General features: G+C 58.0%; 23 protein-coding genes. 5 read left to right on the top strand and 18 right to left on the bottom strand.

What is annotated here, in order from left to right:
- Positions 1-15: 15 nt before the first annotated feature.
- Positions 16-897 (bottom strand): hypothetical protein, encoded by an 882-nt coding sequence (locus V7680_RS05615; RefSeq protein ID WP_335652304.1) that lies wholly within the window; start codon positions 895-897, stop codon positions 16-18.
- Between the two features lie 157 nt (positions 898-1,054).
- Positions 1,055-3,505, bottom strand: coding sequence for a cyclic nucleotide-binding domain-containing protein (locus V7680_RS05610; RefSeq protein WP_335652303.1), 2,451 nt, complete (start codon positions 3,503-3,505; stop codon positions 1,055-1,057).
- Positions 3,506-3,748: 243 nt separating this feature from the next.
- Here V7680_RS05610 and V7680_RS05605 point away from each other — a divergent pair, with 243 nt between their 5' ends.
- Entirely contained in the window at positions 3,749-4,711 is a 963-nt protein-coding gene (locus tag V7680_RS05605) for a tetratricopeptide repeat protein (RefSeq protein WP_335652302.1), read from the top strand.
- A gap of 92 nt (positions 4,712-4,803) precedes the next feature.
- Here the strand turns inward: V7680_RS05605 and V7680_RS05600 are convergent, their stop codons facing one another.
- Entirely contained in the window at positions 4,804-4,962 is a 159-nt protein-coding gene (locus V7680_RS05600) for a hypothetical protein (protein WP_335652301.1), read from the bottom strand.
- 309 nt (positions 4,963-5,271) lie between these two features.
- Here V7680_RS05600 and V7680_RS05595 point away from each other — a divergent pair, with 309 nt between their 5' ends.
- Positions 5,272-5,610, top strand: a complete 339-nt coding sequence (locus V7680_RS05595) for a hypothetical protein (protein ID WP_335652300.1) — start codon at positions 5,272-5,274, stop codon at positions 5,608-5,610.
- Between the two features lie 81 nt (positions 5,611-5,691).
- On the opposite strand, the gene V7680_RS05590 is transcribed toward V7680_RS05595, so the two are convergent.
- Positions 5,692-6,129, bottom strand: a complete 438-nt coding sequence (locus V7680_RS05590) for a MerR family transcriptional regulator (protein ID WP_335652299.1) — start codon at positions 6,127-6,129, stop codon at positions 5,692-5,694.
- 68 nt (positions 6,130-6,197) lie between these two features.
- On the opposite strand from V7680_RS05590, the gene V7680_RS05585 reads away from it, so the two are divergent.
- Positions 6,198-6,848, top strand: a complete 651-nt coding sequence (locus V7680_RS05585; RefSeq protein ID WP_335652298.1) for a cation transporter — start codon at positions 6,198-6,200, stop codon at positions 6,846-6,848.
- A gap of 64 nt (positions 6,849-6,912) precedes the next feature.
- Here V7680_RS05585 and V7680_RS05580 read toward each other — a convergent pair whose 3' ends face one another.
- The 14 genes from V7680_RS05580 to V7680_RS05515 all read right to left on the bottom strand — a co-directional run bounded on the left by V7680_RS05580 (position 6,913) and on the right by V7680_RS05515 (position 18,164).
- Positions 6,913-7,230, bottom strand: a complete 318-nt coding sequence (locus V7680_RS05580; RefSeq protein WP_335652297.1) for a helix-turn-helix domain-containing transcriptional regulator — start codon at positions 7,228-7,230, stop codon at positions 6,913-6,915.
- A 2-nt stretch (positions 7,231-7,232) separates the two neighbouring features.
- Positions 7,233-7,574: a type II toxin-antitoxin system RelE/ParE family toxin gene (locus V7680_RS05575; protein WP_335652296.1), complete on the bottom strand. Its 342-nt coding sequence runs from the start codon at positions 7,572-7,574 to the stop codon at positions 7,233-7,235.
- Between the two features lie 177 nt (positions 7,575-7,751).
- Positions 7,752-9,194 (bottom strand): AMP nucleosidase, encoded by a 1,443-nt coding sequence (locus V7680_RS05570; protein WP_335652295.1) that lies wholly within the window; start codon positions 9,192-9,194, stop codon positions 7,752-7,754.
- Positions 9,195-9,249: 55 nt separating this feature from the next.
- Positions 9,250-9,948, bottom strand: coding sequence for an ATP12 family chaperone protein (locus tag V7680_RS05565; RefSeq protein ID WP_335652294.1), 699 nt, complete (start codon positions 9,946-9,948; stop codon positions 9,250-9,252).
- The gene (locus V7680_RS05560; RefSeq protein ID WP_335652293.1) at positions 9,945-10,247 is read right to left on the bottom strand and encodes a hypothetical protein; all 303 of its coding nucleotides are present in this window, start codon (positions 10,245-10,247) and stop codon (positions 9,945-9,947) included. Before V7680_RS05560 ends, V7680_RS05565 begins: the two co-directional genes overlap by 4 nt.
- Complete coding sequence (locus V7680_RS05555; RefSeq protein WP_335652292.1) at positions 10,244-10,900, bottom strand: HAD-IA family hydrolase; 657 nt, start codon at positions 10,898-10,900, stop codon at positions 10,244-10,246. The genes V7680_RS05560 and V7680_RS05555 overlap by 4 nt, the downstream gene beginning before the upstream one ends.
- On the bottom strand, positions 10,897-11,532 hold the full coding sequence (locus tag V7680_RS05550) for an FMN-binding negative transcriptional regulator (RefSeq protein WP_335652291.1): 636 nt from the start codon (positions 11,530-11,532) through the stop codon (positions 10,897-10,899). The genes V7680_RS05555 and V7680_RS05550 overlap by 4 nt, the downstream gene beginning before the upstream one ends.
- Positions 11,532-12,749: an RluA family pseudouridine synthase gene (locus tag V7680_RS05545; protein WP_335652318.1), complete on the bottom strand. Its 1,218-nt coding sequence runs from the start codon at positions 12,747-12,749 to the stop codon at positions 11,532-11,534. Before V7680_RS05545 ends, V7680_RS05550 begins: the two co-directional genes overlap by 1 nt.
- 68 nt (positions 12,750-12,817) lie before the next feature.
- Positions 12,818-13,195 carry a fluoride efflux transporter CrcB gene (gene crcB / locus V7680_RS05540; RefSeq protein ID WP_335652290.1) on the bottom strand — a complete coding sequence of 126 codons (378 nt, stop codon included), beginning with the start codon at positions 13,193-13,195 and terminating at the stop codon, positions 12,818-12,820.
- A gap of 9 nt (positions 13,196-13,204) precedes the next feature.
- The gene (locus V7680_RS05535) at positions 13,205-13,468 is read right to left on the bottom strand and encodes a ribbon-helix-helix domain-containing protein (RefSeq protein ID WP_335652289.1); all 264 of its coding nucleotides are present in this window, start codon (positions 13,466-13,468) and stop codon (positions 13,205-13,207) included.
- Complete coding sequence (hemH, locus tag V7680_RS05530) at positions 13,459-14,466, bottom strand: ferrochelatase (protein ID WP_335652317.1); 1,008 nt, start codon at positions 14,464-14,466, stop codon at positions 13,459-13,461. Before hemH ends, V7680_RS05535 begins: the two co-directional genes overlap by 10 nt.
- Before the next feature lie 2 nt (positions 14,467-14,468).
- Complete coding sequence (locus tag V7680_RS05525; protein WP_335652288.1) at positions 14,469-16,757, bottom strand: xanthine dehydrogenase family protein molybdopterin-binding subunit; 2,289 nt, start codon at positions 16,755-16,757, stop codon at positions 14,469-14,471.
- Positions 16,747-17,184, bottom strand: coding sequence for a CoA-binding protein (locus tag V7680_RS05520; RefSeq protein ID WP_335652287.1), 438 nt, complete (start codon positions 17,182-17,184; stop codon positions 16,747-16,749). The genes V7680_RS05525 and V7680_RS05520 overlap by 11 nt, the downstream gene beginning before the upstream one ends.
- Positions 17,185-17,201: 17 nt before the next feature.
- Entirely contained in the window at positions 17,202-18,164 is a 963-nt protein-coding gene (locus tag V7680_RS05515) for an Mrp/NBP35 family ATP-binding protein (RefSeq protein WP_335652286.1), read from the bottom strand.
- A gap of 131 nt (positions 18,165-18,295) precedes the next feature.
- Between V7680_RS05515 and hflK the strand changes: the two genes are divergently transcribed.
- The gene (gene hflK / locus V7680_RS05510; protein WP_335652316.1) at positions 18,296-19,336 is read left to right on the top strand and encodes an FtsH protease activity modulator HflK; all 1,041 of its coding nucleotides are present in this window, start codon (positions 18,296-18,298) and stop codon (positions 19,334-19,336) included.
- Positions 19,336-20,187 carry a protease modulator HflC gene (gene hflC / locus V7680_RS05505; RefSeq protein ID WP_335652315.1) on the top strand — a complete coding sequence of 284 codons (852 nt, stop codon included), beginning with the start codon at positions 19,336-19,338 and terminating at the stop codon, positions 20,185-20,187. Before hflK ends, hflC begins: the two co-directional genes overlap by 1 nt.
- The last annotated feature ends 184 nt before the right edge of the window (positions 20,188-20,371 follow it).

Below are 20,371 nucleotides of genomic sequence, written 5' to 3'. Positions count from 1 at the left end.
GTTTGGCTCTCCATCCTACCAGTAAAAAAAGACGCTGATGATATGCGCGGTGAGCGAGGCGATCAGCGCGAAGGTCATCGGAACATGGACGAACAACCAGACTTGCAGCATTGCCTTGAGCTTCAGATGGCGCCGCACGCGGGCCAAGGTCGCTTCCTTTTTCTCGAGTAGCGCATCGACCTTGTCGAGCGGATCATCGCCGCCCATTTTCGGTTGATAGGCACGCTCACGACGCAGATCTCCTTGCGCCTGACGGGTCGCACAATCGGGATATTTTCCGGAAATCCGACGGAAGAAGCCGCCGCCGAACGGATCCTGTTCGAGCGATTGCAGCACCAGAGCCGCATGTTCCCCCGACAGGGGCTGCGCCGATTCATGCAACTGCCGGTCGAGTGAACGGAGATTCTCGAGCATCTCTGTCTCGGTCATCTCGTCGCGATTGTCGGATAAAGCCTTGGGGATGGTCACGTAAAAATAGATACCGACGATGCCGGAAATGATGACGATCATCATGAACACATAGGCGGCGGTATGGATGTTCCAGCCAAGCTGGAAACCGGTGTGGAGCGTACCGATCACGATCAGGCTCAGCCCGAGATAGATATGCGCCGATGTCCAGGCCTTGAGCGACCATTGGCCCGACGTCATCGCCCGCTTGCGTACGCCTAGCATCGTCAGCCAGAGAATCAGCAATGCGCCGATTGTGCCTAGCGTATAGCCGTACCAGCTGCCACCATTGTGGCGTGGCGACACGTCGATGAACATATAGCTGACGATGCAGATCAGCATGATCGCCGATGAAATTTTCAGCCAGCGGAAACCGGCATGGCGGAGGAAACCGTCATGCATCACCACTTTCTTGCGGCCGGACTTGGCGGGCGCTGCTTGGCTGGCCATTAAACAACCCCTCCCGGCGCGACGGGTTCAGCTTCTATTGTTACCGTTCGTGCTGAGCTTGTCGAAGCATGGCGTCTTGCCAGCTGTCCTTCGACAGGCTCAGGACGAACGGTGTTCAGGGACGGACGAGTTAGAAGGTTTGCAGAAAGAACCGCCATCACACATCCTCCGCTTCAAGTTTGGAGACGGTAAGGAATTCCTCCGGAGCCACCCGGATCGCCGCACCGGTCGGGCAAGCCCGGACACAGGCGGGGCCACCGCTGATACCGGCACACATATCGCATTTGATCGCCTTTTTCGGCTTCTCGACCGCCAGATCGCTATGGTCGGAAACCCATTTCTTGTCGGGCTCGCCGGGGCCAGGACCAAAACCGAACAGCAGCCAGTTCAATATGCCCGGCTTCTTCGGCGGCACCTTGTCCATCCGGATCACGCCATAAGGGCAATAGCGCTGGCAATTGCCGCAGCCGATGCAGGTGTCGTCGATAAACACCTCGCCATCGGGTCCGCGATGGATCGCGTCTGGCGGGCAATCGGACATGCAATGCGGATGTTCGCAATGGCGGCAGCTGGTCGGCACATGAAGATGCGCATAAGTGCGCCCCGCCTCGCGGTCGAGCCGCGACAGGCCTTCATGGCTGTCGGCGCAGGCTTTCTCGCAATTGTCACAACCGACGCATAGATTTTCGTCGATCAGCAGCACGTCGGTTGCTTCGCCAATACCATTGTCGACGAGGAAATTGGCGATCCCCGAATACATGTCGACAACACCCGAGAAACTGTCCTTTTTCGCTTCGACAAAGGCGTTGATATCTTGGCGCGCGGCCATTTCCTTCTTCGCCTTGCGCATCAGATCGGGGTGGGCATCGAGCACTTTCTTGAACGCATCGCCGTTGATCTTGATAACCTCCGACTTGATCGCGGCCTTGACGGTCGCGGTGCGATAGCCGCCGGCAATCAGCGTCATTTCACCGACATAGGAACCGGCAGGCAGATAGGAAAGGAACACCGGCTTGCCGCCAATCTCTTTCTCGACCACCATCGAGCCGACGCGAATGACGTAGATGTCATTGCCCTCGCCGCCTTCCTCGATAATCGCCTCGCCAGCGCGGACATTGATAATCTCGCTGGACTCGACAACCTCGACAATATCTTCCTTGGTCAGCCCCGACCCGAACATTTGCAGCAATTGGCGCTCGGTGGATATCTGGGTGATCCGCCGTTTGGCGGCGGGGACCGATGCCTGCAATTTGAGCGCTGCGGTGCGCGAGATTTCGACCACAATCACATCTTCAGCAGCCTTGATCGTCGCGCCGCGGCGGCGACCGGAAATCAGACCGACTTCACCGAAGATCGAGCCCTGTTCGATCGGCACGGTAATCGAGGGATCATCCGGGTTTATCTCAACCGCGACCGAGCCTTCGGCTATGGCGAACAGGGAGCTTCCCGGATCACTTTTCTCGAAAATCACCTCGCCCCGGCGATAGCTTTGCGGCTCGCTGTCGAGCATGAATTCGCGCATTTGCAGCGGCGACAGGTCGTTGAGGATGGTCACATTGGAACGGAAGAATTCGAGCCATTCGTCGACCGGACGGCGTTGTGGCAGGCTGGCAAATTTCGCTTCGAGGATCGGCTCATCGGCGGGTTTCAGGTCGCTGTTGCCGTTGATGAACTCGATAACATCATAGCCCTGGTTCATACAGTGTTTGATCAGCGGATAGCCGGCAAGCGCGCCGATGACATAAATACCCTTCTTGGTGCTCTCGAACGCCGGCGACAATTTGGGATAGGCCTCGCGGTCCTCGCTGGTAAACTCGATCCCGCAATCTTCGACGAATTTGCGCGGCGGCGCGCTGCCCATGCGCGCGATGATCCGGTCGCATTTGATCACTTCCTGCCCGTCGCGGGTTTCGAGCACCAGCTCGCCATCCTTGACCTCGGCCGGTGTGGTCTCGTTGCGGATCATCACCTTGCCCTGCTCGCCTGCTTCCATCAGCAGTTTGACATTCGCTTTCTTGGCCCGGGCAAATTCTGCCGAGCGGTTGAGGATGGTGACGACATTGTTCTGCGCCGCGTCGGCGGCAAGACCCAGCGCATTTTCGATACCTGCGTCGCCTGAGCCGATGACCGTAATATGTTCATCATAATATTCGCCGGGATCGTCGAGCTGATATTGCACCAGCTTGTTGTCACCGCCGGGGCAGCGCATTAGATTTGGATTGCCCTGGGTTCCGATCGCCATGACGATGGTTTCGGTCTGCACCGTCTCACCGTTTTTCAGGCTGATGGTGAAATTGCCCTCTTCGCCTTCGATTTTGACTGGCTCGGCCTGATACATGACATTGACGCCATGGTCGGCGGTTTGCTGGTCCCACGTGCCGAGAATGGCTTCGCGCTTGCCGGCATCAAAATCCATATCGGAACGCAGAACCAATTGGCTCGGCGTCGCCATGACATGCTTGCCCTTTTGATATTTATAGATGGTGTCAGAGAGATGATCGGTCTTCTCGAGCAATACATGTTTCAGCTTCAGCTGTGCGGCGCGCCCAGCGGCACTCATGCCCGCTGGTCCGGATCCTATAATTACTACTCGAAACTTGTCCGCCACGCGCTTGCTTCCCCCCTTATGCTTTCCCCGACCAAATGCACCCTCATACATTTTTGCGATCCGGTTCAGCTATCTGTCCGGCTTTAGCGCGACCCAAAAGATTGAACTTTGGCAGTATCTTACCAAAATGCCTCTCCATTGCCAGTGCAAAATAAATCAACCATCTCGGCGCTTGTCAGGCAGCGAACGGCTCCGTATCTCTGCGCACAGATATAGCGACAAGAAATAGCTTGGGAATAGATCATGGCAGCAACAGGTTCATCGATGAACATCAACCGTATCGCTCTGATAATAGCGGCTTTACTCGCGCTCGGCGCGATCGCCGTACAGGTTTATCGCAGCATGAACGATGGTTCCGGCTCGGACGTGTCTCTCGCCGGTGGCGCTGACGAATCCGAGGAAGCGCCAAGCGTTGACGAGGTCATCGCCGGGCTAGAAAAGAAGCTGCAGGAAAGCCCTGACGACGCTGAAAGCTGGCGGATGCTGGGATGGAGCTATTTCGAGACAGGAAAATTCCCCGAATCGGCGACCGCAATGAAGCGCGCGACCACGCTCGATCCCGACAATCCGGAATATTGGTCGATGCTGGGCGAGGCTTTGGTCATGTCGAGCGATGGCCAGCAAGTGCCGGCCGACGCCGCCCAGGCCTTCCGCAATGCCCTGAAATATGACAAGAAGGACCCGCGCGCTCGCTATTTTCTGGCGGTGCAGAAAGACATTTCCGGCGATCACGAAGGCGCGATCGATGACTGGTTCACTCTACTCGAAGACACGCCCGCCGACGCGCCTTATGCCACCGATATCCGCCGCGTGATCGGTCAGGTCGCCAAGAATGAAGGCATTGATGTCGCCGCACGCCTCGCCAAGGCTGCGCCCGCTGCACCGACCGGCGGCATCACCACCACCGGTCCGGCCACCGCCACAGCCGCGATCCCCGGCCCCAGCCGTCAGCAAATGAAAGAAGCAGCCGCTTTGCCCGCTGGCCAACAGGAAGCAATGATCGCCGGCATGGTCGACGGGCTGGACAAACGCCTGACAGCCAATCCCAATGACGCCAATGGCTGGATCATGCTGATCCGCAGCCGCATGCAACTCGGCCAGACGGTGCAGGCAAAGCAGGCGCTGGAGCGTGGCTTGAAAGCGTTCAAGAATGACGGAGCGGAAGCGAAGCGGATCAGAGAAGCGGCAGCGGCTCTGGGGGTTTAACGAAGAGAGGGATGACTATCGCAACATCTCCGGAATCGTTCGCCCCCCAACAGGCAATAGTCCGTTCGGGGGACGGCGCAGCTTAACTGACCTCAGTTTGTACGATCGCGAGAATCTGACAGCTGCAGGGCTTCGATGGCCTCGGCTATTCTCAGCGCCGCGATCATTTCTCCCGATTCGTCCAGCCGAAGAAGCATCCGGTTTAGCGCATCGACCATATCAGATATTTCGTCTCTTTGGTCGATCCTCATAAACTCTCTCTGGCGCATGATCGTTCGGGGAAATTTGCTTTATATTCAAATAGAACAAGCTGGTCCGAACGTCCCTTGATTTGGCAGCCTGTTAGGCCAACAGCAGAATCGCGGCAAGGACCGTTCAGACCGAGGATACATTATTTTACGCGTGACGCCTTTCGGTGGCAGGAGCTATGCTATATCGAGCCGATTGAAACACGCGAATGAAGCGTTAATTCTCTACCCTCGAGCAATGGGGCAAAATAACGAGGCTGCAGATATGAAATCGGTAATGACAATCATGGAACCAGTGGTCGGTGAAGCCCGTTGACCGATCTCTCCGCCAAACAGCTTGACCGTTTTGTACGGACTGTCGCCCATACCCGTCGGCAGATATCCAAGCATTTTTTCGACAATCTAAATCTCCCGGCGGCGCCGTGCCTCGATATTCTATTCGCATTGCACGCAAATGATGGCGCGCCGCTCGATATGGAGAGCCTGTCAGAATATATCTCCAGCGGCAGCTCCATCACGGTCAGATATCTGAACCTGATGGTCGCCAAAGGCCTGGTGGAAGTTGATGACGGCAACGTACGGATCACTTCCGACGGCACCAGCGAGCTGCTGAACATCATGTCGCAATATCGCGAGGATTTTAACCCGTAGATCTGTTGGCCAGCGCGCCCTGACGGGGTACGGAGAAGCCTGGTGGAACCGCTGCCTTCTCGGCGAAACAATCTCTATTCGCTAGCCGTTCCCTTGTGGGCCTTTTGCTTGCTCGCGGATATTCACCAGCGTTATCGAAGCCAGGGACGAAATGATCCGGCAGTCACCGACCGTGCCGTCCCCCGAACATTGCAACAGCAGCGCCAATTGGTCACGCAACGCGGTAAGGTCGGCAATTTTCTGTTCGACCGCGAGAAGATGCGCCGACGCGACTTCATCCACCGCATCGCATGATTCCTCGTCATCATCAGCCAGCGTCAGCAGTTCGCGGACCGATTTCAGTGTGAAGCCCAGGTCCCGCGACCGTCTTATGAACATCAATCGTTCGAGATGGGACAGCTCATAGTCACGGTAATTGGCCTGCGTCCTCGCCGGCTTTGGCAACAGTCCGGACGCTTCATAATAGCGGACGGTTTCGACCTTCGTGCCCGTCGCCTTTGCCAGTTCCCCAATTTTCATCGCTTGACCCTATAGTTACTACAGGGTGCATAGCTAGGAACGAATCACAAAATGTCTAGGGAAATTTGATGGCCGGAAATTGTTGTGGAAGCGGAGCGGACGATCAGGCCTCTCTCAATGATCCGCGCTGGCGGCTGGCTTTGTGGATAGCGCTGGCGGTCAATGCGGGCATGTTCATCTTCGAATTTGCAGCCGGTGCGGCAGCGGATTCCCGCGCGCTTCAGGCCGATGCGCTCGATTTCTTCGGCGACAGCGCCAATTACGCGATCAGTCTGGTGGTGGCCGGCATGGCCCTGACCTGGCGTGCGCGCACTGCCTTTCTGAAAGGACTGACGCTGCTCGCCTTCGGGCTCTGGGTGCTGGTGACGGCGATCCTGGCTTTCATCAACGGCACCGCGCCGCATGCCGAAATGATGGGCATCGTCGGCGCGATGGCTCTGGTCGCCAATGTCGGCGTCGCCTTGCTGCTTTATCGCTTCCGCACCGGGGACGCGAATATGCGCTCGGTCTGGATATGTTCGCGCAACGACGCGATCGGCAACGTCGCGGTAATGATCGCGGCATTCGGCGTGTTCCAGACCGGAAGCGCCTATCCCGATCTGGCGGTCGCCGGCCTACTGGCGGCGCTGGCGATCAGCGGCGGCGGGCAGGTAGTCTGGCAAGCCCGCGGCGAGATGCGGTCGGTGAGCGCGGAGGATGAGGGTGTGAGGGATAGGTGAAGAGGTTGAGGCCATAGCTTGTCATGCTATGGCAAGCAGCTGATATCCTCAAAACAACCGCTTCCTAGTCCACCGCCTCAAACGTCAAACTGACTTTCTCCTGCGCCTTCAAATGCGCAAGAACCGCAAAGAGATTATCCGTGCGCGGATTGCCTTTGGCGCTCAACATCCGCATCAAATTTTTAGGACTCTTGTCGAGTTCCTTTCCAAGCTTTTCAAAGCCGACCGTGGCATTGACATAGTCACGCAGGACGATCTTTCCGGTTTCAACATCGCCGTCCATGAAGGCATTCATCGCCTCTTGGAACAAGCCTATACGAAAGACCGGATCGCGATCAGCGCGGGCCTTTACTGTGTCTTTGAAGCTGCGGGTCAATGCCATGGCTAGCCTGCTTTCCTTTTCCGTTTCCTATAGTCCGACCAAAGCGCTTGCGCCTGATCAACGTCTTTTTGCTGGCGTTTTTTGGTACCGCCGGTCAGCAGCAGCACCAGAGTGTCACCATCCTTGCCGAAATATATCCGATAGCCGGGGCCAAAATTGATACGACGCTCCGAAACGCCGGAACCGACCGGCTTGATATCGCCCAGATTGCCAGATTCCATTCTAGCAACCGCCGTGCGGAACTTCAACGCTGCCTGCGTGTCGAGTCCGTCAAACCAATCGGCAAAAGGACAGTCGCCTGCCGCCATCACATATTGCTCGACTCTCATACTTATTGGTAACATATATGTTACTATATCACAAGGGGAGAGAACAACGGAGACTTCGCGCCTGAGCTTTAGCGAAGGAGGTTAGCCGGATTCGGTGAGGGGTGGCGCCAAGCCGCGGCCTCTCCAACGTCGCCTAGGCATCAAGATGCCAAGGCTTTGGTATCCTCTCCCTCAAGGGGAGAGGATGATATCCTACCTGAACAACGGCTCGCCGAAACTGCGCAGCTTGCGACTATGCAGCGTCCCTGCTTCCGCCTCTTTCGCCAGCAGATCAATCGCCCGCAGCCCGATCGCGAGATGCTGGCCGACGCGTTCCTGATAGAAAGCATCCGCCATGCCGGGCAGCTTGATCTCGCCGTGCAGCGGCTTGTCCGAGGCGCATAGCAGCGTCCCGTAAGGTACGCGGTAGCGGTAGCCGTTGGCTGCAACCGTTGCCGATTCCATATCGATCGCGATGGCGCGGGACTGGTTGAGACGCTTGGCAATCTGCTCAAAACGCAGCTCCCAGTTGCGGTCGCCGGTGGTGACGACGGTGCCGGTGCGCAATTGCTGTTTGAGCTTGGATTTGTCGATGCCGGTTTCTTCCTGCACCGCCTGGGTCAGCGCCAGTTGCACCTCGGCAATTGTCGGCAGCGGGATGCTCGGCGGCAGCACATCATCAAGCACATTGTCGTCGCGCAAATAAGCGTGGGCAAGCACATAGTCGCCGAGCCGCTGGGTCCGGCGGAGCGCACCGCAATGGCCGATCATCAGCCAGACATGCGGGCGGAGCACCGCGAGATGATCGGTGATCGTCTTGGCATTGCTCGGACCGACGCCGATATTGACCAGGGTCACGCCGGGACGACCGTCGCTGCGGACCAGATGATAGGCCGGCATTTGCGGTGGTTTGGCGATGGGCGGGGCAGAGGGCTTGCCATCCTGACCGGTGATCCGGTTCCCCGGTTCGACCAGCATGGAGGCTTTGCCGGATGTCACTTCGGCCAGACCATGTTCGATGAACTCGTCCACATAGCGCTGATAGTTGGTGAACAGGATGAAGGGCTGGAAATGCTCGGGCGCAGTCGCGCAATAATGGCGGATCCGGTGGAGCGAATAGTCGACCCGCTCGGCGGTGAACAAGGCCAGCGCGGAAGCTTCCTCGCCCTGGAATATCTGGCCGCCGTCGACGATTTCGTCATTGGTTTTGACCAGATTGGGGGTGTGGAAATAATTGGGCAGCTTTTCCTTCTTCGCCCGGTCAAGACCGGCACCGGCATCCTCGAGCGCAAAGGCCAGCGGTATCGGCGTGTCGGACAGACCGACCCAGATTTTAGCGGTGAAGGTCGTGTGGATACGTTCCAGCTGGTCGAGCAGATAGAGACGGTATAATTTCGGTTCGGTTATCGTCGTCCGGTAGGTGTTGATATCGGCTAGATGACCAGATGCCAGATGGCTGGTTTCGGTCGCCTGATCGGCCGGAATCTGGACACTGATCTGCGGGTAAAGACCCTGCTGGCGATCATCCTGGGACAATTTCGATGTCGCATAGCGGGCAAAGCGTGTCGCCGTGACAGCGATTTGTTCCGCGTAAAGTTTTTCAAGCAAGGCCACGGCTTCGGCTGGCGTGGCGCATAGAGTGGAATCGGTTGTCATGCAGTCTCCGTTACAGTTTCAGCCCTTTAACGGAAAAACGGAGCGAAGGGAAAAACTAACGGCGCGAAAGATCAAGAAAGCGGGCAGCCGCTTCAAATTCGGCCTGCTTGAGATTGCGCATGGCAACGGCCACATCGTCACGGCCCCATTGCTGCTCCTGCCAAAGCTCTTCCAGATTGACGATTGGCCAAAGCGTCTCGCTATCGTGGGTCTGTTCAACAAGCCCCAATGTGGCAATTAACGAGCCGGACAGGCCGACAAGCGACAGCATCGCCGCGACGGTAAATCCATCCTGCGCCTCGACCACATTGGTCAGACGCGTGATCGTTTCTTCCGGCTGCGCCTCATATCGGATGCCGTGGATCAGATTGAAACCAACATCATAGCGTTGCCGCGCCCAGTCGAGCAGCGGGTCCCAATGTTCGGCCTGATGGTCGATCAGCGCCTGCTGACCTTCATCAGCACGATAGTAGAGCATGTCGCTGTCGGCATAGGCGGCGATCCGGGAGATTATCCGGGGACGTTCGTTATCCACCTGATCCAGCGCGCCCTGCGCCAGACCGGTCAGCGGCATCGATGCGGGAATGATATCCTCACGTTGCGCCGCCCATTCTTCGGCAATTGCATCGGCAAGACCGGATAGCGGCACGGCCAGAGGATTGCGCTGGGGTGTCTTCATCGGACGACCGTCGAGCGAGATGGCAAAGGCGTCGCCCACCGGGGAAACCGATACGTCCTTGTAAAAGCGTTTCACTGTTTTTCCGTGCTTTCCGCCGCTTTGGCCATTTCTTCTTCGGCCACGCGGGCGCGAATATATTTGCGGATGATCCATACCGGCGCCGCCCACATCTGGGCCATGCCCAAAAAGATCAGCGGATAGCCCGCGAGCGGAGGAACCGGTGGCAGGCGGTCGAGCACGATCGCCAGTCCGAGCATCACCAGCACAACGCCAAGCAAACGGACGATACTGACCAAGAAATGCACGGCCTTCGCCTGTTTTTCCTTCACCGGATCGGGGATATATTCCGGCTGGTCGTCGATAGGGTTGCTCATCGGTTCAATATTCCGTTCAAATCCGCCATCGTCGCGGCCACCACTTCCGCGCCCGCGCTAATCAGCTCATGCTCGTCATGATAGCCCCAGTCGACCCCGACCGCGCGGACTTTGGCATTGACCGCCATTTCCATATCGAAGCTGGTATCGCCGATCATCGCCGTGGTCTCGGGCGAGGCGCCGGCTTCGGCGATCGCAAGCTCGACCATCGCCGGATGCGGCTTCGACGGATGCCGGTCGGCGGTCTGCAGCGTCACAAAACGGTCCGAAAGCCCGTGGGTTTCCAGCACATGGCGAAGACCGCGATCCGATTTTCCGGTGGCTACGCCGAGGACCCAGCCAGATGCCTCCAACTCTTCCAGTATCTCGAGCAAACCGTCATAAAGCGGTTCGTGAACCCCTCCCGCCTGGCGCAGTTCGACGAAACCGTCCTTATAGGATTGGGTCACCGCGGCGACGATCTGCTGATCGCCTTCGGGGTGCAATTGCGCCACCGCTTCCATCAGGCTGAGACCGACGATCCGGCGCACCAGATGGTGGTCCGGCGGGACCAGACCGTGCTTTTCAAAGGCCTGATCCATCGAGGCGCAAATATTGGCCTGGCTGTCGACCATAGTGCCGTCGCAATCGAACAGGGCGAGCTTGTTGGTCATCTTGCGCTGAATTCCTTCATCAAATGGGCGATCGCGCGGCGACCGGTGGCATCCAGCGCCGCAGCGGCGCTTTCCCGCACCGCAGCCGGTTTGTTCTGGCCAAGCTTGGCGGTTGGACGCCAGGCCAATATTTCCATTTCGAAGCCGATAATCGCGTCGACCATCTTGTCGAATTTTTCCGGGTCCATCTTGTCCCGATGCCACGGTTTTTTGGGAGCCAGCTTCGCTTCATTCCGGGCGGACAGGTCGTCGAGCAGGCTGATCAGGCCTTCGCGCTCCATCCGGCGGACCGTGCCTTCAAGCTCCAGAGCCAGATAATTCCACGTCGGCACTTGATCGTCGATCCCGTACCAGTCCGGGCTGATATAGGCGTCGGGACCGTTGATCACGCACAGCGCCTTGTTCTTCGCAATATGCTTCGTCAGGGCATTGCCGCGCGACAGATGAAATTGTAGCGCGCCATCGCCGGTGGAAAAGACCGGAACATGAGCAACGCGCGGTCCATCCGGCGTTTCGGCAAAGACCATCCCGAATCCGATATCCGCAATCATCGCCTCGAGCGCAGCCCGCTCGTCGGCGTCCTGATGATCATTGGCAGATTTGGGCCATCGGAAGGCGGGATCGGGATGCATTATTTGGGTTTCTTGTGGAGAGCCTGTTTGACTTTTGCCTTGTGCGGCATGTTCTTCTTATGCGTCGCCTTGCCGGCATTCGGGCGTTCCCGCTTGGTTGGCTTGCCCGCCTTGGTCGGCTTGCCATCGGTCTCGCCACGGCCACGACGTTCGCCCCGCTTGTCCTTGCGAATCATTTTTGCGTGGGCCTTGGCCTGCTGCTTGCGGACCATTTTGCCGCCCGGCTTCTTCTCGTCGAGGGGAAGATCGCCGAGGATCATATCAAGCCCGAGATTATCGATGGTTTCCGCAAAATGCGTTGGCAAGTCAGCGGTCACGTCGAGATTGTGGCCGTCGGGATGTTCGATCCGCAGGCGCCGAGCGTGCAAATGCATCTTGCGACTGATCGCACCGGTCAGAAATGCGTCCTTGCCGCCATATTTGCCGTCGCCGACAATCGGATGGCCGATCGCTGCCATGTGCACGCGCAACTGATGGGTGCGACCGCTATGGGGTTGCAATTCGACCCAGCAAGCGCGGTTGCCTGCCCGTTCGATAATCCGGTAGCGCGATTTGGCCGACTGGCCATTCTCTTCATCGACGTGCATTTTCTCGCCGCCGGAGCCCGGCTGTTTCGAAAGCGGCAGGTCGATCACGCCATCGGCAATCTCCGGCACGCCCATGACAATCGCCCAGTAAACCTTGCGCACGTCGCGACCGGCAAAGCGTTTGGAGAAAAAGGACGCTGCGCCCGGGGAGCGCGCCAGCAGGATCACGCCGCTGGTGTCCTTGTCGAGTCGATGGACCAGCTTCGGCCGCGATTTCGCGTCATAGGTCAGCCCGTCGAGCAAACCGTCGAGATGGGTTGTGGTTTTGCTGCCGCCCTGAGTCGCCAGGCCCGGAGGCTTGTTGACCACGATCGCGGACTTGTCTTTGTGAATCACCAGTTCGCGGACGAAATCGATCTGGTCCTGCGACAAGTCGGTCTTCACTTTGGCGACGCGACCCGGCCGCTCGATTTCCTGCGGCGGCACGCGCAATACTTGTCCCGCCTGAACGCGATCGCCCGGCGATACTCGCTTGCCATCCAGCCGCAACTGCCCGGTCCGCGCCCAGCGCGAAACGATGTTGAACGGCACATCTTCCATATGACGTTTGAACCAGCGGTCGACGCGGATATCGTCATCATCGGGAGAAACCGTGAATTGCCGGACATCAAGTGTCTTCAGCGCCTGCATCTGCTCCTTGGGCGAGCCCTGGGGCGTTTCTTCCTCGGAGCCGCTTTCGGCTGTGGGATCAAAACCGCTCATGCCAGTGCCCTAACTGCCATCAGGCCCGCAAACAGAGCCAGCACCGAACCGACAACAGAGAGCAAGGCATAGCCCACGGCTATGCCCCATTCATTTCGCTCAATCATATTGAGAACTTCCAAACTAAAGGCCGAAAAAGTTGTAAAACCGCCCAGTAGGCCAACACCAAGCAATAGCCGCCACGGCTCGTCGACAAAATTACTGCGGGCCAAAACCCCCGCCAACACACCCATCAAGAAACCACCGGTCACATTGGCCACCAAGGTACCGATGGGGTAACCCAACGGAGCAAGATGGAAGACAAGTCGGCCGAGATGATAGCGTCCCGCCGCACCCATCGCACCGCCTGCCATGACAAGAAGGGTAGCGTTCATGGGCGTCCCTTAGTCGGCTTGGGTGATTTTTCCAAGCAGATCATTGGTCAGCCACAAGCGGATGGCGGTTGCGAGACCCGGCGGTTGTGCCGCGGTGATCCGTTCGACGTCGATTCTTGCGACCAATGCGTTGAGCGGCAGACCGCGCTGATCGGCGGCGGCTTTGAGCAAATCCCAGAACAGAGGTTCGAGGGAAATCGAGGTTTGATGCGCGGCAATGGTGATGCTGCGCTTGACTGGCGGGTGGAAGATTTCGGGCTTTTCTAGATCCACCCGGACAATTCCCGCCGCACCAATGTCTCCAGCATTTTGATGCCGATGTCGCTGTCATTGAGGCAAGGGAGATAGGCAAATTTCTCGCCGCCGCCCGCTTCGAATTGCTCCTTGCCCCTGATCGCCAGTTCCTCGCAGGTTTCCAGACAATCGCTCGAGAAGCCCGGCGCGAAAATCGCGATATTCTTTTTCCCCTGCCCGGCCAGCGACTCCAGCATTGTGTCGGTCGCCGGTTCCAGCCATTTTGCCCGGCCAAAGCGCGACTGGAAAGCCACGACCAGCTCCCGGCCCATCTTCTCCGACAATAGCCGTGCGGTTTTCCGGCAGTGACAATGATAGGGATCGCCCAGTTCCAGTGTCCGCTGCGGCATACCGTGGAAGCTGGCGACGATCGCATCCGGCACAAAATCCAGCGCCGCTATATCGCGCTCGAGACTGGTTGCCAGCGCATCAATATAGGCTGGATCGTCATGATAGGCCGGCAGCAGCCGGATCGCCGGTTGCCAGCGCATGGCAGCGATTGCGTCGAACACCGCATCATGGACACTGGCCGTGGTGGCACCACTATATTGCGGGTAGAGCGGCGCGATCAATATGCGGTCGCAGCCTGCCGCTTTCATCGCGTCCAGGCGGCTTTTGACGCTCGGATTGCCGTAGCGCATCGCCCAGTCGACCATCACGCCGTCCATGTTGGGGGCAAGTTTTTCAGCCTGCTTGCGCGTATAGAAAGCTAGCGGCGAACCGTCCTCGGTCCATACCAGGCTGTAAGCTTCTGCGGATTTTGCCGGCCGAGTGTTGAGAATGATCCCGCGCAAAATCGGCTGCCAGATGATCGAGGGAATCTCCACCACCCTTTTGTCCGACAGAAATTCCTTGAGATAGCGTTTGACCGCTTTCTTCTCCGGCGCGTCGGGTGTGCCGAGATTGACCAGCAAAACGCCGATTTTCTTGACTGCAACCGGCGGGTGGTCCGATGGCAGAGGTCCTGTTTTACGCATGGTCACGACACTTCTCCGAACAGGGGCAATTGCCGGAACCTGGTGCCGGTTGCCGAGAATAAGGCATTGGCAACCGCGGGTGCTACCGCCGGTACGCCGAGTTCTTCATAGCCGACCGGCTCTTCGTCGCTTCGCAGAAATTCTATCTGGATCGGCGGGATTTCGGCCAGTCGCGGCAAAGAAAGGTCGCTGAGCCGTCTGGCGGTTGGCAAGCCATTCTGAAAGCGGGTCGCGCTGCCCAGCGCCATCGCTAGTCCGAATACGATGCCGCCCTCGATCTGCTGCCTCGCGATATCGGGATGAATGATCCGGCCGATATCGACCGTTGCCGAAATCCGGCGAACCTCCATACCGCTAGTCCCCCTGCTCGCGCTCACGATCACTGCGATATGTCCGCCGTGCATGCTGTGACAGGCGATGCCTTGACCGCTGCTGTCGAGGCCACCATCCCATCCGGCCATGGCCGCGACACCAGTCAGACAGCGGGCCAGTCTCGGCTGGTTGTTCATCATCTGCATTCGGAACGACAATGGCTCGATACCGGCTTTGGCCGCCAGTTCGTCGATGAACGATTCGAGGTAGAATATATTGCTGCTATGGGCGTTGCTGCGCCAGTTCCCGGTCGGCACGCCTACAAAAGCGCTATGGTGATCCACGGTCAGATTGGGAATATCATAAGGCACTTCGAGACCGGCCACTGCCTTGATGTCGGCTTCACCAATCGTCGACTGCATCGCTTCGACCCGGTCCATCCCGTCAAACAGTCGCTTAACCTGTTCCCGCGCCGAGGGTGGAGCGGCGATCTTGATCTGTAGCGCCTCCAGGCGTCCCGCCTTTGCCATCGCTGCATCAAATCGCGCCTGGCTCGGAGCCCGATAGTGATCGTGCATCATATCCTCAGCGCGGGACCAGACCAGCTGCACCGGCCGCCCCATTTGTTTGGCAATCAGAGCAACCTGTCCAGCGATATCATTGTCGAGATTGCGGTCGAACGACCCGCCACTGAGCATCGGATAGAGCGTCACGCGATCCTGGCTGATACCCAGCGCGCGTGCAGCAGTCTGAACCGCCGCAACCGGTGCCTGGGTGGCCATCCAGAGCTCCAGTCCGCCATCCTTATATTCTGCCGTAGCGGTTCGCGTCTCGATCGGCGCATGCAGCGCAGCATCGGCGTGATAGCGAGCACGATAGATATTATCGTCGTCAAACACGCCGTTGGTATCACCGCGCGACACGAAGCGTATCCCCGGGCCGTCTTCCAGCGCCTCGCGCAAAGCCGTGTCGATTTTGTCGCTATCGGCCATGAAGCCTTTGGTTTCGAAAACCGGGCTCATCTTGTCGAGGGCCCGATTGGCAGCCCACCAGTTGGTGGCCACCGCCGCAATCCATGTCCCGCCATCGACAACGTCGATGAAGCCGGTGATCTTACTCGCTCCGCCGCGCTTAAAGGATTTCAGCCGGGTTTCGCCGATCGGCCCTTGGCGGATAGCGGCGAACACCATATCGGGAAGCCGGATATCACCGGCGAAATTGGCAGAACCGTCGAGTTTGCTCGGCAGGTCAAGCCGCGGCACGTCCTGCCCGATCAGATTGCCTTCGCCGGCCGGCCGGAGCGGCACAGGATCGGGCAAAGGCAGCAAGGCTGCCTCTCGCACCAATTCGCCGAACCGCAGCTTTTTATCACCACTGGAAATGACACCATTTTCGACCGTGCAGGTTTCCCAGGCCACATCCCACCGGTCAGCCGCTGCCTTGGTTAGCAAGACCCGCGCTGCCGCGCCGGCTTCGCGAAACCTTCCCGCGAAACCAGGGATGGAGGTTGAATCCGCCGTCACCATGAACTGATCGCGGAGAGTTACATTTTGCGTGATCCATTGAAGCGCGGCATTTTTCGCCAGCTTTCCGGCGCCTGCCGGCATCAGGGATTCAGCCCACTGCTCGGCCAGCAAGCCGTTGCTGTATAATGGATTGATCGGTGCCGGTTCCACCGCAACCGTGCGCCAGTCAGCGCCAAGTTCGTCGGCCAATATTTGCGGCAACACGGTATAGACGCCCTGGCCCATTTCGCTTTGCGGCACGACCACGATGACCTGCCCGTCTTCGGATATTTTCAGAAAGGCACCAAAGACCTGTTCATTCTCGGTCGCCGCGACATTGGGCTCGTAGCTGCGCGGCCAGACCGCCCAAGCGACCACCAGTCCAACACCGGCAGCTCCGCCGATCAGGAATTTGCGACGATTAAATCCGGAGGCGGATTCTTCGACCTGTTCGCTTTCGGGATCAGCCGTCATGGGGTTCCTTTAGCAGGCCCAGACGCGGTATTTCAATTTTCGGACAGCGGTCCATGACCACCTCGAGACCGGCAGAAGTCGCGCGCGCAGCCGCTGGTTTGTTGATCACGGCAAGCTGCATCCACACCGATTTGGCACCCGCCGCGATGGCTTCATCGACAACATCACCAGCAGCCTCGGAATTGCGGAAGATATCGACCATATCGATTTCACCCTCGATGTCCGCCAGCGATCCAACCACTGTCACACCATGTAAGGACTGACCGGCAAGAACCGGATTGACCGGAATCACATCATAGCCCTGCTCGAGCAGAAACTTGAGAACCTCGTTGCTCGCGCGCTGCGGCTTATTGGACGCGCCGACCAGAGCGATGCGTCTGGTCGAGGTCAGCAGTTCGGTTATTTCCTGATCGCTTTGCAGCAGCATGATGCCATTCCAATCGTTTATTGATTATCCAACCATGTCGCGAGCTTTTTGGCAATATCGCGGAACGCCTGTCCGTGGACATCGTCGGTGCACGCCGGTGGCGTGCCACCATCGCTAGACTTGCGGATCTCGATATCAAGCGGGATTCTTCCCAGAAAAGGCATGCCCATGGTCTTGGCAGCGGCTTCCGCCCCGCCTGCACCGAAAGGATCGCTCACTTCGCCGCAGTGCGGACATTGATAGCCGGCCATATTCTCGACCATGCCGATGATCGGAATCTTTGCCTGGTTGAACAGATCAACCGCGCGGGTTGCGTCCATCAAGGCCAGATCCTGCGGCGTCGAAACAATCACCGCGCCGACCGGCTTGTGATTTTGCATCATAGAAAGTTGCACATCGCCGGTACCGGGTGGCATATCGACGATCAGTTCCTCGACATCGCCCCAATGGGCATCGATCAGCTGCTCAAGCGCCTTGCCTGCCATCGGTCCGCGCCAGGCAATTGCCTGTCCGGGTTTCGCCAGATGGCCCATCGACAGCACCGGCACATCATAATCATTGGGCACCGGGATCAACTGCTTGCCTTCGGCTTCGGGTCGCATTCCTTCACAATGAAGCAGTCGCGGCTGCGACGGACCATATATGTCGGCATCGACCATTCCGACCTTGCGACCTAGCCGCTGCATGGCAATCGCGAGATTGGTGGAAAGTGTGGACTTGCCAACACCGCCCTTGCCACTGGCCACGGCGATCAGCCGCCGCTCGACTTTTTCTGCGGTCATGGCGACATCGACTTTCTCGACACCCTCCAGCCCTAACAGCTTGCCTTTCACCGCAATCTCGATCTGGCCGCGCTCTCGTACATCCAGTCCGCCGACGTTGAGCACCAGAGAGATACGGCCTTCGGAAAATTTTACGGCGCTGAAACGGCCTTTGGCAACAGCGTCCAGCGCTGCTTCGATTGTGGAAATATCGGTCATCGGATCGACATAGTTACACTTTTCTCGGATTGACACTGTTTTTCTGGCGGCGTGCTACCTATAAAGAACCTATGAATGATAATATTAACGGCGAAGCGCGCCGCAGATCGATTTTGGGCTCAATCTTGAACATGGCTGGCCCTTGGGGCAATGACGGCGGCGGTAATGATGGTGGCAATGGCAATGGCGGCGGCCCCCGCAATCCATGGGGCAATCCGCCAGGCGGATCTTCCGGCGGCGGGCGCAAAGGCGCCGGCTCTCTTGAAGAACTGTTTAAAAAAGGCACCGGCGGCGGCTTCAAGGGCGGCATGCCAACGCGCCCCGGCGGACGTCCCTGGTGGCCTGTCCTGCTGATCGGCTTTATCATCCTCTGGGTCCTGCTGAGCAGTATCCACCGCATCAGCCCGCAACAACGCGGCGTGGTTACATCTTTGGGTTCCTATTCCCGGACCATGCAACCTGGTCTGCATTTCTCGCTCCCCAATCCGCTCGAACAAGTCACAAAGCTTGATGTCGAAGAGATTCGGACAATCGACATTCCCGAAGGTGAAACCGAAAAGCTGATCCTGACCGGCGATCAGAATATCGTCGATCTCGCTTATTCGGTGCGTTGGAACATCAAGGCACCTGAACTATTCCTTTTCCAGATCGCCGAACCTGAGGAAACGATCAGGGAAGTGGCCGAAGCCGCGATGCGCGCATCGGTTGCCAATTTCACTCTCGATGACACTATCGGTTCGGAACGGACCGAAATCGAACAGCAGGTCGAACGCAATATGCAGCAATTGCTCGATGGCTATGGTGCCGGTGTTGTCATTCGCGGCATCGCGATCAAAAAGGCCGATCCTCCTGCCAAGGTCAATGATGCCTTCAAGGAAGTGTCTGCCGCTCAGCAGACCGCGCAGACCTATCTCAACGAAGCCCGCGCTTATGCGCAGCAGCTCACCGCTCAGGCGCAAGGCGAATCCGCAGCCTTTGACAAGGTTTACGAGGAATATCGACTGGCCCCGACCGTGACGCGGCAACGTATGTATTATGAAACAATGGAGCGTGTCCTGTCCAAGGTCGACAAGACGGTTATCGAAGCAAGAGGCGTTACTCCTTACCTGGCATTGCCGGAATTGAAGAAACGGTCGCAGCAGCAGCCCATTACAACCGTGGAGGGCAAATGATGAACCGGATTTTCCAAAACCCAGTCGCGCTTGGCGTGATCATTATCGCCGCCCTGTTCACCTTGCTGAACACGCTGATAATCGTGCCGGAGACCCGCCAGGGTGTGGTTGTCCGCTTTGGTGAACCGGTTCGTATCATCAACCGTTACCAAAACGGCGTCCCATTTGGCCAGACCGGTGCCGGACTGCTGCCTAAAATACCATTTATCGAGCAGGTCGTGTGGATCGACAAGCGCATCCGCGACGTCGAGATGGAACAGCAGCAAGTGCTCTCGACCGACCAGCTTCGTCTGCAAGTCGATGCCTTTGCCCGCTTCCGGATCACCGATCCGCTGCGCATGTATATCGCGGCCGGTAGCGAAGAGCGGGTTTCGGAAGAACTCCGCCCGATCCTGGGCTCTGCGCTCAGAAACGAACTTGGCAAACGTCCGTTTGCCGCCTTGCTTAGCCCCGAACGCGGCCAGGTGATGAACAATATCCAGGCTGGTCTCAACCGGGTCGCACGCCAATATGGTGCGGAAATTGTCGACGTGCGGATCAAGCGCGCCGATCTGCCCGACGGCACGCCGCTCGATAGCGCCTATGAAAGAATGCGGACCGCGCGTGACCAGGAAGCCCGGACCATTCGTGCGCAAGGCGCAAAGCAAGCCCAGATCATTCGTGCTGAAGCCGATGCGAGTGCCGCACGGACCTATGCGGAAAGCTTTGGCAAGGACCCGAAATTCTATGATTTCTATCGAGCCATGAAAAGCTATGAAACGACGTTCCTGCCGAGCAGTCCAGACGGTCCGCAAAGTTCGTTCGTCCTATCGCCGGACAATGAATATCTGCGCCAGTTCCGCGGTCAATAGTCGTCGCGGAGAGACGATCGACTACATTTGTCGTCTTTTCTGCACAGTGCCGGTTTTTTTCGACCAAGGGCGATTCGCGGCTTGCGCAAAGGCTTTCACGCACCCAAATAGGTTGCCATCGGAAGTGCCTCGCCGCTCTGCGCTTAAGATCGGCGAGAAAATATGCTAATATTCAATTTCCGTT

Origin of the sequence: Parasphingorhabdus sp., assembly GCF_036963705.1 — a bacterium.
Lineage (GTDB): Bacteria > Pseudomonadota > Alphaproteobacteria > Sphingomonadales > Sphingomonadaceae > Parasphingorhabdus.
Note: the sequence above shows the minus strand (reverse complement) of the source record. Positions and strands in the feature narration are given on the sequence as shown.